This is a genomic window from Microbacterium sp. C7(2022) (assembly GCF_028823665.1).
Taxonomy (GTDB): Bacteria; Actinomycetota; Actinomycetes; order Actinomycetales; family Microbacteriaceae; genus Microbacterium.
In genome coordinates, this window is sequence record NZ_JAPEHV010000005.1 from 221097 (window position 1) to 234979 (window position 13883).

The 13883-nt window shown below is 66.0% G+C and carries 16 protein-coding genes; 11 read left to right on the forward strand and 5 right to left on the reverse strand.

All coding sequences use genetic code 11. From position 1 onward, the window contains the following. Nucleotides 1-48: 48 nt before the first annotated feature. Genes murA through ON062_RS09405 form a run of 4 tightly spaced genes read left to right on the forward strand, consistent with a single transcriptional unit; the run spans nt 49 to nt 4304 of the window. Nucleotides 49-1422 (forward strand): UDP-N-acetylglucosamine 1-carboxyvinyltransferase, encoded by a 1374-nt coding sequence (gene murA / locus ON062_RS09390; protein ID WP_274646871.1) that lies wholly within the window; start codon nt 49-51, stop codon nt 1420-1422. A gap of 3 nt (nt 1423-1425) precedes the next feature. After that, a complete protein-coding gene (locus ON062_RS09395) occupies nt 1426-2190 on the forward strand; it encodes a 1-acyl-sn-glycerol-3-phosphate acyltransferase (RefSeq protein WP_274646872.1) in 765 nt (254 codons plus the stop codon). Beyond that, on the forward strand, nt 2180-3310 hold the full coding sequence (locus tag ON062_RS09400; protein WP_274646873.1) for an NAD(P)H-dependent glycerol-3-phosphate dehydrogenase: 1131 nt from the start codon (nt 2180-2182) through the stop codon (nt 3308-3310). The genes ON062_RS09395 and ON062_RS09400 overlap by 11 nt, the downstream gene beginning before the upstream one ends. Next, nucleotides 3216-4304, forward strand: a complete 1089-nt coding sequence (locus ON062_RS09405) for a D-alanine--D-alanine ligase family protein (protein WP_274646874.1) — start codon at nt 3216-3218, stop codon at nt 4302-4304. The genes ON062_RS09400 and ON062_RS09405 overlap by 95 nt, the downstream gene beginning before the upstream one ends. Here the strand turns inward: ON062_RS09405 and ON062_RS09410 are convergent. Further along, entirely contained in the window at nt 4301-4795 is a 495-nt protein-coding gene (locus tag ON062_RS09410; RefSeq protein ID WP_274646875.1) for a DUF3515 family protein, read from the reverse strand. The genes ON062_RS09405 and ON062_RS09410 overlap by 4 nt on opposite strands. Nucleotides 4796-4817: 22 nt before the next feature. Here ON062_RS09410 and thiL point away from each other — a divergent pair, with 22 nt between their 5' ends. Further along, complete coding sequence (gene thiL / locus ON062_RS09415; protein ID WP_274646876.1) at nt 4818-5822, forward strand: thiamine-phosphate kinase; 1005 nt, start codon at nt 4818-4820, stop codon at nt 5820-5822. Here the strand turns inward: thiL and ON062_RS09420 are convergent. Together ON062_RS09420 and ON062_RS09425 are read right to left on the reverse strand one after the other, a co-directional pair. Next, entirely contained in the window at nt 5819-6397 is a 579-nt protein-coding gene (locus ON062_RS09420; RefSeq protein WP_274646877.1) for an RsmD family RNA methyltransferase, read from the reverse strand. The two genes, thiL and ON062_RS09420, sit on opposite strands and share 4 nt — an antisense overlap. Before the next feature lie 9 nt (nt 6398-6406). Beyond that, a complete protein-coding gene (locus tag ON062_RS09425) occupies nt 6407-6994 on the reverse strand; it encodes a 1-acyl-sn-glycerol-3-phosphate acyltransferase (RefSeq protein WP_274646878.1) in 588 nt (195 codons plus the stop codon). Between the two features lie 87 nt (nt 6995-7081). On the opposite strand from ON062_RS09425, the gene ON062_RS09430 reads away from it, so the two are divergent. The 6 genes from ON062_RS09430 (at nt 7082) to mutM (ending at nt 12217) form a co-directional block, all read left to right on the forward strand. After that, complete coding sequence (locus ON062_RS09430; protein ID WP_274646879.1) at nt 7082-9238, forward strand: ATP-dependent DNA helicase RecG; 2157 nt, start codon at nt 7082-7084, stop codon at nt 9236-9238. Nucleotides 9239-9277: 39 nt separating this feature from the next. Further along, nucleotides 9278-9775, forward strand: a complete 498-nt coding sequence (gene coaD / locus ON062_RS09435; RefSeq protein WP_274646880.1) for a pantetheine-phosphate adenylyltransferase — start codon at nt 9278-9280, stop codon at nt 9773-9775. 104 nt (nt 9776-9879) lie between these two features. Then, on the forward strand, nt 9880-10380 hold the full coding sequence (locus tag ON062_RS09440; protein ID WP_274647057.1) for a DUF177 domain-containing protein: 501 nt from the start codon (nt 9880-9882) through the stop codon (nt 10378-10380). 2 nt (nt 10381-10382) lie between these two features. Further along, on the forward strand, nt 10383-10592 hold the full coding sequence (gene rpmF / locus ON062_RS09445) for a 50S ribosomal protein L32 (protein WP_127818873.1): 210 nt from the start codon (nt 10383-10385) through the stop codon (nt 10590-10592). A 22-nt stretch (nt 10593-10614) separates the two neighbouring features. Beyond that, a complete protein-coding gene (gene rnc / locus ON062_RS09450; protein ID WP_274646881.1) occupies nt 10615-11316 on the forward strand; it encodes a ribonuclease III in 702 nt (233 codons plus the stop codon). Then, nucleotides 11309-12217 (forward strand): bifunctional DNA-formamidopyrimidine glycosylase/DNA-(apurinic or apyrimidinic site) lyase, encoded by a 909-nt coding sequence (gene mutM, locus ON062_RS09455; RefSeq protein ID WP_274646882.1) that lies wholly within the window; start codon nt 11309-11311, stop codon nt 12215-12217. Before rnc ends, mutM begins: the two co-directional genes overlap by 8 nt. On the opposite strand, the gene ON062_RS09460 is transcribed toward mutM, so the two are convergent. Both ON062_RS09460 and ON062_RS09465 read right to left on the reverse strand, forming a co-directional pair. Next, nucleotides 12171-13292, reverse strand: coding sequence for a GNAT family N-acetyltransferase (locus ON062_RS09460; RefSeq protein WP_274646883.1), 1122 nt, complete (start codon nt 13290-13292; stop codon nt 12171-12173). The genes mutM and ON062_RS09460 overlap by 47 nt on opposite strands. Before the next feature lie 29 nt (nt 13293-13321). Further along, the gene (locus ON062_RS09465) at nt 13322-13579 is read right to left on the reverse strand and encodes a hypothetical protein (RefSeq protein WP_274646884.1); all 258 of its coding nucleotides are present in this window, start codon (nt 13577-13579) and stop codon (nt 13322-13324) included. Nucleotides 13580-13883 lie beyond the last annotated feature (304 nt).

The following is a 13883-nucleotide window of genomic DNA, read 5'->3' on the forward strand; positions in this document are numbered from 1 at the left end:
CGGCGACCGCACCAGCCCCCCTCTGAACACACAAGTGAGGTCCACCGGATGAAGTCGCTTCTCGGCGTGAAGGGAGAAACTCCCTTGGGAGAGAAGAAGGAAGTCACCGGCGAGGTTCTCGCCATTCGTGGCGGCCGCCCGCTCACCGGGCGTGTTGAGGTGAAGGGCGCGAAGAACCTCGCGACGAAGGCCATGGTCGCAGCCTTGCTCGGCGAGACGCCGAGCGTCCTGCGCGACGTTCCCGATATCAGCGATGTCCAGGTCGTGCGGTCACTTCTTGAAGTGCACGGTGTGACGGTGCGCGATGGGGAAGACGAAGGCACTCTGCATCTCGACCCTGCTGGCGCCGTCTCCGCTCACTTCGAAGAGATCGACGCGCACGCGGGCGCATCGCGCATCCCCATCTTGTTCTGCGGACCGCTCCTCCACCTCCTCGGAGAAGCGTTGATTCCTGATCTCGGGGGATGCCGCATTGGAGACCGCCCGATCAACTTCCACATGGACGCGCTCCGCGCGTTCGGTGCCGTCGTCGACAAGTCGTACGAGGGCATCCGCATCACCGCACCCAACGGCCTGCACGGAGCGTCGATCGAACTTCCTTACCCCAGCGTGGGAGCCACCGAGCAGGTGCTCCTGACCGCGGTGCGCGCCAAGGGCATTACTGAACTGCGCAATGCGGCCATTGAGCCGGAAATCATGGACTTGATCGCCGTGCTGCAGAAGATGGGCGCGATCATCTCCTACGAGCCCAACCGCGTGATCCTCATCGAGGGCGTCGATTCGCTCCGCGGCTACGACCACCGGTGCATCTTCGACCGGAACGAGGCGGCGTCCTGGGCGTGCGCTGCGCTCGCCACCGATGGCGACATCTTCGTCGGGGGTGCGAAGCAGCAGGAGATGCTGACGTTCCTCAACGTGTTCCGCAAGGCCGGCGGCTGGTTCGACATCCACGAGGACGGCATCCAGTTCCGCCGCGATGGCGCCGTGAAGCCGGTGATCGTCGAAACCGACGTGCACCCCGGGTTCATGACGGACTGGCAGCAGCCGCTCATCGTCGCTCTCACTCAGGCGCAGGGTGAGTCGATCGTGCACGAGACGGTGTATGAGAACCGCTTGGGATTCACCGAAGCCCTCGTTCACATGGGGGCGGACATCGTCGTGCACCCCGACGGCATCGCGAGCCCGGATCGTCGGGTCCCGCGTCGTGCTCTCGAGCAAGCGGCCGTGATTAATGGCCCGACCCCGTTGCGCGCCGCAGAGGTGGAGGTGCCCGATCTTCGTGGCGGGTACAGCTACGTCATTGCCGCACTCGCAGCCGAGGGTGAGTCGATTGTGAGCAATGTCGGGATCATCCGCCGCGGTTACGAGAAGTTCTTCGCCAAGCTCGACGCCCTTGGCGCTGATTTCGACGTCATCGGCTGAACGATGATGACTTCGCGTCGACGGGCGTCGAAAGAGAAGACGACGCCGTCCATGTTCTGGCCGCTCGCGGCGATCGTCGTGCCCTTGGTCGGCGTGATCATGAAGATCGAGCTGATCGGCGCCGAGAAACTTCCCCGCGAGGGCGCATACATCCTCGCACCGAACCACTACTCCGAGCTGGATCCGCTCGCGGTCGCGGTAGCGGTGTGGCGCGCGGGGCGCGCACCGCGATTCATGGCGAAGGACAGCTTGTTCCGCGTTCCGGTCCTCGGGTGGGCTCTGCGTTCGACCGGCATGATTCCGGTCGCGCGGTCATCATCCTCGACGGCCTCGAAACAGACGCTCGCCTCGGCGAACTCCCTCGTCGAACACGGCCGCGGCGTGATCGTCTACCCTGAGGGCACGCTCACGCGTGAGCCCGATCTGTGGCCCATGCGAGGGAAGACCGGCGCTGCGCGACTCGCTCTGACCGGCGATATCCCCGTCATCCCCATGGCACAGTGGGGCGTGCAACAGATCATGCCTCGGTACGGCAAGCTGCGCCTGTGGCCGTTACGCCGTCGTGTGCGAGTGGTGATCGGTGACCCCGTAGATCTGAGCGCTCATCGTGGTGCGGATGATTCGACGGCAACCCTCATCGCCGCCACGGACGTGATCATGGCTGACATCTCGCAACTCCTGGCGGGTCTGCGGGGCGAGACCGCGCCCGCGGAGCGCTGGAACCCGTCCGACCACGGACAGAGGGAGACCGGGCGCCTTGAGTCGTAAGTCGGATGCCGCGAAGCCCCGCGTTGCCGTCATCGGCGCGGGTAGTTGGGGGACCACATTCGGCAAGATTCTTGCCGACGGCGGCGCGAATGTCGTGATGTGGGCTCGCCGTCCGGAACTTGCCGGAGAGATCCAAGAGGCCAAGCGCAACAGCCAATACCTGCCCGGCATCAATCTGCCGCGCAGCATGTCGGCGACGCACCATCTCTCTGAGGCGTTGGATGGGGTCGAGCAGGTGTACCTGTCGATTCCGAGCCAGGCGGTTCGTCAGAACCTGAAGGCGGTGCGTCCCCTGGTCTCGGGCACGGACATCCCCATCGTGTCGCTCATGAAGGGCGTCGAACGGCGCTCGGGCCTGCGGATGAGCCAGGTCATCGAGCAAGAGCTGCATTGCGATCCGGCGCGCATCGCCGTGGCATCCGGCCCCAACCTCGCGCTCGAGATTGCGCGCGAACAGCCCACGGCGGCCGTGATCTCGTCGATCAGCCACGACACCGCCGAGGCGGTCGCCCGTCGCGCTCGCAACGCGTACTTTCGCTCGTTCGTGAACACCGACGTGATCGGCACCGAGTTCGGCGGTGTGCTGAAGAACCTCATCGCTGTCGCGATCGGCATCGTGGACGGTGTGGGATACGGCGAGAACACGAAGGCGTCGATCATCACGCGCGGGTTGGTCGAGATGACCGACTTCGCGGTCGCGCAAGGCGCGCACCCCGAGACCTTGCAAGGACTGGCGGGGCTCGGCGACCTGATCGCAACGTGCCAGTCACCGCTCAGTCGGAACAACACCGCCGGACGTCTGCTCGGGCAGGGGTACCGGTTCGATGACGTGGTTAAGCAGATGAACCAGACCGCTGAAGGGCTCGCGTCGGTGGCGCCGGTACTTCAGTTGGCCCGCGAGGTGGGGGTGCAGATGCCGATCGTCGAGCAGGTCAAGATGGTGCTGGACGGCACGATGAATCCGCGCGATATCGCGCCGCATCTCACGACCGACGACGACACTCCCCAAGGCGAGAGGACGCAGAATGGACAGGCCGGCGGTGGCGGTGCTCTTTGGAGGTCGCTCCAGCGAGCACTCGATCAGTTCCGCAACGGCGGGCGGAGTTCTGCGGGCGATTGACCGCGAGCGATACCGGGTTATTCCGGTGGGGATCACCCGCGACGGGGTCTTCGTGCTCGAAGACGACGACCCCGACAAGTTCGCTCTGGATGCTCGCAGCCTGCCCGAGGTCGTCGACAACGGAACTCGGGTTCTGTGGCCCGAGGGTGGCGCCGATCGCATCCTGCGCGTTCGGCACGCAGACGGCGTGACCAGTGAGCTCGGCCAGGTCGATGTGGTCCTGCCGATTTTGCACGGCCTCCACGGCGAGGATGGCACGGTGCAGGGATTCTTCGACACGCTCGGACTGCCCTACGCGGGCGGGGGCGTGTTGGATTCAGCGCTGTGCATGGACAAGCACTTCATGAAGATCGTCCTCCAGGCCGCCGGAGTTCCGGTGTCGCCCTGGGTGACGGTGACACGCGAGCGGTGGGAGCGCGATCCCGAGGGCGTGCGAGCGGATGCTGCAGCGCTCGGCGAACCGACGTTCGTCAAGCCCGCGCGTGCGGGTTCGAGCGTCGGCGTGTCGAAGGTGCACGACCCGTCGGAATTGGCCGATGCCCTTCGAGTGGCGTTCGACGAAGACGACAAGGTCCTGATCGAGACGGCGATCGTCGGCCGTGAGATCGAAGTCGCAATCCTCGAAGGACGCGGGGGAGCGCAGCCACGGGCATCGCTGCCCGGCGAGATCGTGCTCACCACGCGCGAGTTCTACGACTTCGAGGGGAAGTATCTCGGCGCCGATGGGGCCGACGTCGTGTGCCCCGCCGATCTCACCGCTGAGGAGATCACGCGCATCCAGGAGGTCGGGGTGCAGGCCTTCCAGGCGGTCGATGGGCGTGGCCTCGCACGCGTCGACTTCTTCCTCGCCGAGGACGGCCTATACGTGAACGAGCTCAACACCATGCCTGGCTTCACGCCGATTTCGATGTTCCCGAAGTGTTGGATCGCTTCGGGACTGTCGTACTCGGAGCTCATCACTGAGCTGATCGACACCGCGCGCGAGCGCGTCTAGCCCTGAGCGTCATCCTCGCCGCTCGGGCGGTCGAGGCATCCGACCCCCTCCACGGGGATCAGCGACACCGGGCCCGACAGTCGCTCGAGCACGCTTGCGCTCGAGACGACCTCATTGTCGAGATAGATCTCGACGGCCGGGGTACGGCCGAATGTGGTCACGCGGTAACGAGGTGCATCGGAGTCGTCGATGATCCAGTCGACGGAGTTCACCGACTGGCAGGGGAGGGTCGTGGGACCAGGGGGTGTCACGCCGCACGTGAGAAGCACCGCGCTCGCGCCGGATTCGCCCCACGCGGCCGTGGCTTGCGCGTCAGTCCAGAGGCGATCTTGGCCGTCGACGGTGCCGGGGAGGCGCACCATGACCTCGGCACACGCGGGGTCGTTGGCGTCGGCTGCCGGTTCCATCGGCACAGTTGTCGAGCATCCCGCGATCACGAGCCCGAACGTCGCCAAGAGGGGAAGAGCTGAGAGACGACGCGCCGAGACCACCTCACCAGGCTACCGTGGGGGGATGACCGACCAGCACGTGCCTGCAGCGGAACCGACCGTCGGTGAGTGGGGCGAGGGCACGGTGCTGAGCGAGATCTTGACGGCGCTCGGCGGGTCGAACGCTCTCATCGGGCCCGGCGACGATGCGGCCGTCATCGCGGCGCCAGACGGCCGTGTGGTCGCCACGACCGACACGCTCGTGCACGGTCCGGACTTCCGCCTCGCGTGGACCAGCGGCTACGACCTCGGGTGGAAGGCCGCGGCGGTGAATCTCGCCGACGTTGCCGCGATGGGTGCCCGTCCGACAGCACTGCTCGTCGCTCTCGCGATGCCCGACGAGACGCGCGTGTCGTTCGTCACGGACATCGCTCGCGGTCTTCGGGATGCCTGTGACACCCTGGCGCCGGGGTGCGCGGTTGAAGGCGGCGACCTGACCGTCTCAGCGACGCTCACGATCGCTGTCACGGCGCTCGGAAGCTTGGACGGCACACACCCGGTCACACGCGGCGGGGCACAGCCCGGAGATGTCGTCGCGGTCTGCGGGGATCTCGGGTCAGCGGGGCGAGGGCTCGCCCTGCTCTTTGAGCGGTTTCGGGATGCCGCGGGCCGGCCGATCCCGGTCGATGAAGCCACACTGACCTCAGAGCAGCGCGATGAGCTTCGCGCTCAGCTGCGGCCTGCACCGCCCGTCACCGCCGGCGTCGTGGCCGCGCGCGCGGGTGCGACGGCGATGATGGACGTGTCCGACGGACTAGTTCTCGACGCGCGGCGCATGGCTGCGGCATCCGGAGTCACAATCGCCGTGTCGACGAGCAGCCTCGGCACTGACCCGTCTTCGGCGCTCAGTGGGGGAGAAGATCACGCGCTGCTTGCGACATTCGCCGGTGACGTCGACTTGCCCGAAGGTTTTCGGGCCATCGGTCGGGTGATCCCGCGATCCGGCGAAGCGGTCCTGGTGGACGACGCGCCCTTCGACGAGCGAGGCGGGTGGGATCCCTACCGGGACTGGGACGCGACGGCAGGCTAGACGCGGGCCTCGGGCTGCGCGGGAGCTACCCACCACATCGTGGTGTCGCCGTAGCGCTTCGATCGCACAGGCTGTAGACCATCGGGGAGCGAGGGCTCGGGCGAGCGCGACGCGCGCTCGATGATCACCGTGGCGTCGGTGTCGAGGGAAGGCACCAGGAGAGCCAGCGTCTCGCTCAGGTGCACTTCGGACAGGTCGTAGGGCGGGTCGATGAACACCAGCGTGAACGGGCCGCGGGATGTGCGCAGATACTGTTCCGCCGACAGGCGATGCACGTCGATTGCGGCACGTCCGCCGAGTGCCGTCGCCACACGCCGCGCGTTGCGCGTAGCGCATTGCGCCGCCCGCGGCGCCTTCTCGACAAGGTCGGCTGACGCGGCGCCCCGACTGAGCGCCTCGAGACCGAGTGCACCCGAGCCGGCGTACAGATCCAGTACTCGCGCACCGCGCACGGCGTCGGCAGAGTCGAGAGCGCCGAACACGGACTCTCGGACGCGATCACTCGTCGGGCGGGTTCCGGCGTCGGGAACCTCGAGGGTGAGAGAACCGGCGCGGCCGGCAATGATGCGGGTCACACCGACAATCTATCCGGCGTGCGTGGACGCGGTGTCTTCCTCGCGCAACCGAGGCTCGGTGCGCAGTTCCGGGCGCATGCCCGACTTGTCGGCGTAAAACGCCCGCACGACATCCATGTCGGCCGAGACATCGCCGGTGAGGTGGACCGTCTGCCCGAGCCCGGTGGTCATCGTCGTGCGATCGACGTATCCCAGTACGACCGGCATGTCAGCATCGCGTGCGATCCGATAGAAACCCGACTTCCAGTAGGTGCCCGACCCACGTGTGCCCTCGGGTGTGACCACCAAGGAGAACATCTCGCCCGAGCGGCGGCGCTCGACGATGTCGGCAACGAGGCCCTGCGGATTACGGCGATCGACCGGGATGCCGCCCAGAGCACGCATGATGGGCCCTCGCCAGCCCCGGAAGAGGCTGTCCTTGCCCAGCCAGTGCGTCCGGATTCGCAGACGCCACGCGATGGCGAGCATCAGCACGAAGTCCCAGTTCGACGTGTGCGGGGCACCGATGAGAATCGACGGCTCCGTCGGCGCGGGAGTCGTCGACAGTTTCCAACGGCTGCACGCCCAGTAGAGGCGCGCGAGAGAAGATCGGATCACCTCTTCACGGTACGCGGCGTTCCTGAACGTTGCGTAGGTCAGGCACGCGGCTGACCGATGTCGGGGCGCGCTCGTAGACTCAGAGTCATGCCATCCTTCTCACTCGAGTCGCGCCTGGATGGCGCGGTGGGTGGAAAGACGGCGAAAGCCCTGGAGCGCGCGTTCGGTATGCACTCCGTGGGTGATCTCATGGCACATTATCCGCGGCGCTATGCGCGTCGCGGTGAGCTCACCGAGATTTCTTCGCTGCCGGTTGGCGAGCCGGTGACAATCGTCGCCGAAGTATTGCGCGCGAGCGAACGACGGATGCAACAACGCAAAGGGTCGATCCTCGAAGTCGTCATCAGCGACGGGCAGGGCACGCTCTCACTGACGTTCTTCAACCAGACCTGGCGGGCGAAGGAACTGGTGCCCGGTCGGCGTGGGATCTTCGCGGGAAAGGTGGGGGAGTACCGTCAGTCGAAGCAGCTCACCCATCCCGACTACGAGCTCTTCGACGACGAGGCATCGGCCCGCGAGAAAGCCGAACGAAACGCCCACCTGCCGATTCCGATCTACCCGGCGACGAGTTCGCTGGCGAGCTGGCAGATCGCCAAGATCATCGCGCTCGTCCTCGACGGCCTCGGCGATGTTCCTGACCCCCTGCCCGACGACGTCCGGCGCCGTGGGCATTACCTCGATGCGCGCATCGCCATCGAGCACATCCACCGCCCGGCACATGACGACCAGATCGACCCGGCGCGCGCGACGTTGCGCATGCAAGAAGCGTTCGTGCTGCAGACCGCGCTCCTGCAGCAACGCGCCGCTGTGCGTGAGTTGTCGGCGACCCGTCGTGAAGCAGGAGATCTTCTCGAACAGTTCGATGCGGCACTGCCGTTCGAGCGCACGCCCGATCAGATCACGGTGGGCGACCAGATCTCGTCTGACGTGCAACAGCCATGGCCCATGAACCGCCTCGTGCAGGGGGAAGTCGGTTCGGGCAAGACGCTCGTCGCGCTGCGAGCGATGCTCCAAGTCGCCCAGACAGGCGGCCAATCGGCGCTCATCGCTCCGACCGAAGTGCTGGCTGCCCAGCACCTGCGATCCATTGCGCGGATGCTGGGGCCACAGCTCGCTCCGCAACTCATGCCCACCCTGCTGACGGGACAGATGTCGGCACCAGAGCGACGCAAAGCAGCGTTGCGCGTCGCATCCGGCCAAGCGCGCATCGTTGTGGGGACGCACGCGCTCCTGAGCGAATCGACGACCTTCGCCGACCTGGGCTTGGTCGTCGTCGACGAGCAACACCGGTTCGGTGTCGAACAGCGCGAGACGCTGCGGGCCAAGGGGGCGGCGCCTCACGTGCTCGTGCTCACCGCAACGCCGATCCCTCGTACGGTCGCGATGACGGTGTTCGGCGATCTCGACGTGTCGACGATTCGCACCATGCCCCCGGGGCGCGCGGGCATCCAGACGTTCGTCGCCCCTGTCGCAGAGAAGCCTGCCTGGTTCTCTCGCGTGTGGGAGCGTGTGGCCGAGGAAGTCGCTCAAGGCCTCCAGGCGTTCGTCGTCTGTGCTGCCATCGACGCCGAGGCGCTCACGCGCGACGACACGGCAGACCCGACGGCGGAGCAGCCCGCAGCCGAGCGCACGCGGTGGGGCGTCGTGCAAGCCGCCGACATGCTGTCGCGGCATCCGGCTTTCTCCAACATCCGAGTGCAGATCCTGCATGGGAAGATGGCGAGTGACGAGAAGGACGCCGTGATGCAGGCATTCGCCCGCGGCGAGATTGACGTGCTCGTGGCGACAACTGTCGTGGAAGTCGGCGTCGATGTGCCCAACGCTTCGACCATGGTGATTCTGGAAGCCGATCGGTTCGGGGTCTCTCAGTTGCATCAGCTTCGAGGTCGCGTCGGGCGTGGGTCCGCACCCGGTCTCTGTCTGCTTGTCACCGAAGCTCTCGCAGGCACACGCACTCGTGATCGAGTGGATGCTGTCGCCGCCACTCTCGACGGCTTCGCGCTCGCTGAGATCGACCTCGATCTCAGAGGCGAGGGCGATGTGCTCGGTGACGTGCAGGCCGGCGCACGTTCGTCGCTGAGGTTGCTGCGCGTGGCGACGGACGCCGACGTCATCGCCGAGGCCCGTGTCGCAGCGGCCCGTCTGCTGGAGCAGGACCCGTCATTGCGTGACCACCCGGGCGTCGCGGCCGCAATCGAGCGACGTGTGGGCGTTCACGAGCGCGCCGCCCTCGCCAAGAACTGACGGCGCGGTGCCCCGCGCGGCTCCCGCTAGTCTGGGTGCATGACTCGCCGGATCGCTGTCGTCCCCGGATCATTTGACCCGCCGACGCTCGGACACCTCGACGTGATCCAGCGTGCCGCGGCGCTGTATGACGAACTCCACGTGCTCGTCGTGCACAATCCCGGCAAAGAAGCGATGCTGCCGATCGCCCAGCGACTGTCGTTGATCGAGCAGTCTCTCGCGGAGAGCGACATCGAGGGCAACGTCGTGGTGGCGTCGTGGAGCGTCGGACTCCTGGTGGATTACGCCACCGATGTCGGCGCCAGCGTTTTGGTGAAGGGCATCCGATCCCAGGTCGATGTCGCGTATGAGACCCCCATGGCGATCGTGAACCGGCACCTCGCGCACATCGAGACCGTGTTCCTGTTGCCGGATCCCTCGCACGCGCTGGTGTCGTCGTCGCTCGTGCGGCAGGTCGCGTCCCTGGGCGGTGACGTGTCGCCGTTCGTGCCGCCCGCCGTGGCCAGGTTCCTCGACACCGGCGCGCGGGGTATCTGACCGCCACGTCGGCACCCGCGCGGGTAGCATGGGTGATCGTGAGAACTCACCGTCCTGGCCCTTTTGCGTTTCCCGTTCGTGACATCGTCAATCGCCCCGGCGAGATGCGCGAGTTCGATATCGCCGTCCCTACGACGGCGCAGTGGGGCGAAGGGCTTGTCGCCTTTCCCGAGGGTGCCCAGATCGACGTCGAGGTGCGACTCGAGTCCGTTCACGAGGGAATTCTCGTCTCGGGGACAGCCGCCGGAGAGTCGGTCGGGGAGTGCGGGAGATGCCTGACCGAGATCGAGCAGGACGTCGAAGTCGAGTTTCAAGAGCTTTTCGCGTATCCTGGTGAGGAAGCAACTGACTTCGAGGTTCAAGACGACCACGTGGATCTTGAAACTCTGGTCAGGGATGCGATGGTCCTGTCGCTTCCGTTTCAGCCGGTGTGTCAGCCGGATTGCCCCGGGCTCGACCCGATGACGGGTGAGAGACTGACCGTGAGCACCGAACCAGAGCAGCGTGAGCCCCTCGATCCTCGCTGGGCCGCGCTCCAGGACTTCACCACAGACCACGACGACGAAGCAACGCGCTCTGGCGTCGACCACACAGAAGAGAGCTAGCTATGGCAGGCAACCCCCCGAAGCGGAAAGTCTCCCGTTCCAACACGCGCTCACGTCGCGCGCAGTGGAAGGCCGAGGCCCCCACGCTCGTCAAGACGGTCGAGAACGGCAAGGTCGTCTACAGCCGTCCTCACCAGGCGAAGGTCGTCACGGACTCGCAGGGCACGGAACTGTTCCTCGAGTACAAGGGCCGCAAGGTCGCCGACGTCTGATCTCGCCGGAACGGCGAAGACGTTGACTGACGTCCCGGTTGCGCACGGCGCGACTGAACAACTTACACAGAAGCTCGGAGTCGATATCGACCCCGAGCTTCTGTTGCTGGCATTGACGCATCGATCCTGGGCGTACGAGAACGGTCAGGGCCCGCACAACGAGCGCCTCGAGTTCTTGGGCGACTCCGTGCTCGGGCAAGCGGTGACCGTTCGGCTCTACACCAGGCACCCTGAACTCGACGAGGGCTCCTTGGCCAAGCGTCGCGCGAGCGTCGTGTCGACGGTCGCGCTGGCCGAAATCGCCCGGGGCATCGGCCTGGGAGAGTACCTCCGCCTCGGCAAGGGTGAGGATCAGACCGGTGGGCGGGACAAGGACTCGATCCTCGCTGACACGATGGAAGCCGTCTTCGGTTCGGCGTACCTGTCCGCGGGGCCCGAGGCTGCGAGCGCCCTGGTTCTGCGGCTCGTCGAGCCGTTGCTCGCAGACCCCGAGCGCTACGGTGCGGCGATGGACCCGAAGACCAGCCTTCAAGAGCTCGCGGCGCGACGTGGTGTGGGCGCGCCCACATACTCTGTGACCGCGTCCGGTCCCGACCACGATCGCAGCTTCACCGCCACGGTCACTGTGGGCGACGTGACCGGTACTGGCGCGGGCACGAGTAAGAAATTCGCCGAGATGGCCGCCGCGCTGTGCGCGTGGCACGAGCTCAGCGCTCGTGCCTGAGCTTCCCGAGGTCGAAGTCGTCCGCGCCGGCCTTGCCCCGGCTGTGACGGAGGCTACCGTGACAGCGGTTTCGGTGTGGGATGTTCGCGCACTCACGCGGCACAGCGGAGACACTCAGTCCTTCGAGGGCGCGGTGACGGGACGCCGCATCACCGCGGCCGTTCGTCGCGGAAAGTTCCTCTGGTTCCCGCTGTCACCCCCCGGGGCAAGTAGTCCGCCCACCGAGGCAGTCGTCGCCCATCTTGGGATGAGCGGCCAGATGCTCCTGCGCGTACCGGGGGCCGAACGCGAACGTCACGAGCGTGTTCGGATCGACCTGCACCATCCGCTGCACGGCGAACTGGTGGTCGTCTTTTCCGACCAGCGCACGTTCGGCTCGCTGGCCGTCGACGCGCTGCTCCCCACCGTCGAGGGTGCTCCGGGTGGGTTCGGTGACGAATCGCCCGTCGTGCCAGGCCAAGTCGCGCACATCGCGCGAGACCCGCTTGACCCGGCGTTCTCCGATCAAGGTTTTCGTGACGGCCTACGTGGGCGCGCGGTGTCGATTAAGCGGGCGCTCCTGGATCAGACGCGCATCAGCGGTGTAGGAAACATTTACGCAGACGAGGCGCTCTGGGCTGCCCGCATCCACCCGGACACGGTTGCGCGAGACCTCTCGACGCGACGAGTCTCGCGGCTTCTCAGTGAGATCCGCGGTGTGCTGCACAAGGCGTTGGCTGAGGGTGGCACCAGCTTCGATGCTCAGTACGTGAATGTCAACGGCCAGGCCGGGTACTTCGCGCACTCGCTGAACGCGTACGGCCGCACCGGGCAACCCTGCCCCCGGTGCGGCCGTGCGATCGTGCGCGTGGCATTCACGAACCGCTCGAGTCACTATTGCCCGCGCTGTCAGAAGCTGTGAGGGTCTTCTTCCACGCGCCGACGTAGGCAATCGGCTCGAAGCCCAGAGCCTCGTTGATGTCGAGCATGGGACGGTTCTCCTCGGCGTTGTATGTCAGCACGCGAGGTGACAGTGGCATGCGCTCGCGCCACTTCAGCAAACCGGCGCACTTCACCAGCATCCCGAGCCTGTGGCCGCGGTGCTCCTTCAAGACGAGCGTGTCTTCCTGGTGGCTGGCCGCGGTGTGATCGACAGGGATCATCAACTCGTTGAACGCGCAGAGGATGCCGCTTTCGACGTGCTGTGCTGCGGTCACCTGCAATGTAGAGCTCGCGTCGAGGTGTCGCGCTTCGTGGCGTGCCACGCGCGCGGCATCCCACACCTCCTCATCGACGTCGAGAGCCGCAGCCGGAACGTCCGTCGACATGCGCGACTTCATCCACGCATACCCGTCGATCAGTTCTGGCGGAGTCGGTGCCTCCCATTGCACGATTCGATAGTCCGTCGATGCGGCCGTGGCCTCACTGAGTAGTTGCGTGAGCCGCGTCGCTGGCGCACGCAGATCGAACGCGCTGCTTCGCTCCACCTGCTCAAGCGTGTAGCCGTGACGGAGGTAGAAGTGTGCGATGTGATCTTTCGGAACTCGACCGAAGCCGGTCGGCGCCTCTATTGCTGGCTCATCCCCGGGCATGTGCTGCGCCCACGATTGCAGCGTGAGTCGGCCGTGGGCTCGGGCCGTTTGTTCGACCAAACGATACGCCGTCGTTCCGATCCCGCGGCCCCACCATGCCCGCAGGATTTCCACGAGCCACAGCGCGACGACGGAGTCGGCTTCCTGAGGAATGTCGACACCGACCCGGCCGATGATTTCCCCCTCCGCTTCGATCACCCACACGTACCGCAGGGAGTCTGGATCCGGCTGGTAGTGAGGGAGGAGGGCCTCGGGCGTGACCGACTCGTCTTCGTGCCCCGAGATTTCGGCGTAGATCTCGTTTCGCACGCGCACCATCTCGAGGAAGTCCGCTGCGTCGGCATCGGTGAGGCTTGTTGGTACGTGCATTCGCCGCAGGGTGATGTCGGCGGTCGTGGTGGTCATGATGTTCTCGTTTCTGGAAAAGAGCGCGATCAGTGGCGGTGGGCCAGATACGGCTCGAGTGAGAGTGCGTGGTGTTCGCGCTGAAGCTGCGCGGCCCGATTGCGATGGCGTCGCTGGTGGTCGCGGGGATCAACGATGCTCCGTCTCACGCTCCACAGGAGAAGTGCGAGCGCGATTCGGTGGGTAGTGCGGTGAATCAACGTCGGCCGAGGGCGATCGTCGAGGAGATGAGAAATGTCGGATGCCGCGACAGGAGCCGTCGCCACGGCGAGAGGTGAAGGATGCATGATGCGCTTTCGAAATGAAGATGATGGCCGTTCGCGCAAGTGATGTGCGCGTGAGCGGTCGGTCGTGCAGATGACGCACGGTCGGTGTGCAGAACGCACGGGTGGGAGTTCGATTGATCTCTCAGATCAGCCGGGGGAGGACGCGTATTCGCGAACCGGGGCGGGTGTCAGGCGACGGAGACGGAACCCTGCATCGCTGAGAAGGAGCGGCGGTTTCCGGGCAGGAGCGCACGCATGGCTACTCCCGTGGGAGTGAAGACAGCAGTGGTGTTGAACAACATCGGAAACCTCCTTTCGCTCGACT

Coding starts and splice junctions, on each gene's coding strand:
- murA (WP_274646871.1), top strand. CDS start 49: ATGAAGTCGCTTCTCGGCGTGAAGGGAGAAACTCCCTTGGGAGAGAAG.
- ON062_RS09395 (WP_274646872.1), top strand. CDS start 1,426: ATGATGACTTCGCGTCGACGGGCGTCGAAAGAGAAGACGACGCCGTCC.
- ON062_RS09405 (WP_274646874.1), top strand. CDS start 3,216: ATGGACAGGCCGGCGGTGGCGGTGCTCTTTGGAGGTCGCTCCAGCGAG.
- thiL (WP_274646876.1), top strand. CDS start 4,818: ATGACCGACCAGCACGTGCCTGCAGCGGAACCGACCGTCGGTGAGTGG.
- ON062_RS09430 (WP_274646879.1), top strand. CDS start 7,082: ATGCCATCCTTCTCACTCGAGTCGCGCCTGGATGGCGCGGTGGGTGGA.
- coaD (WP_274646880.1), top strand. CDS start 9,278: ATGACTCGCCGGATCGCTGTCGTCCCCGGATCATTTGACCCGCCGACG.
- ON062_RS09440 (WP_274647057.1), top strand. CDS start 9,880: ATGCGCGAGTTCGATATCGCCGTCCCTACGACGGCGCAGTGGGGCGAA.
- rpmF (WP_127818873.1), top strand. CDS start 10,383: ATGGCAGGCAACCCCCCGAAGCGGAAAGTCTCCCGTTCCAACACGCGC.
- ON062_RS09460 (WP_274646883.1), bottom strand. CDS start 13,292: ATGACCACCACGACCGCCGACATCACCCTGCGGCGAATGCACGTACCA.
- ON062_RS09465 (WP_274646884.1), bottom strand. CDS start 13,579: ATGCATCCTTCACCTCTCGCCGTGGCGACGGCTCCTGTCGCGGCATCC.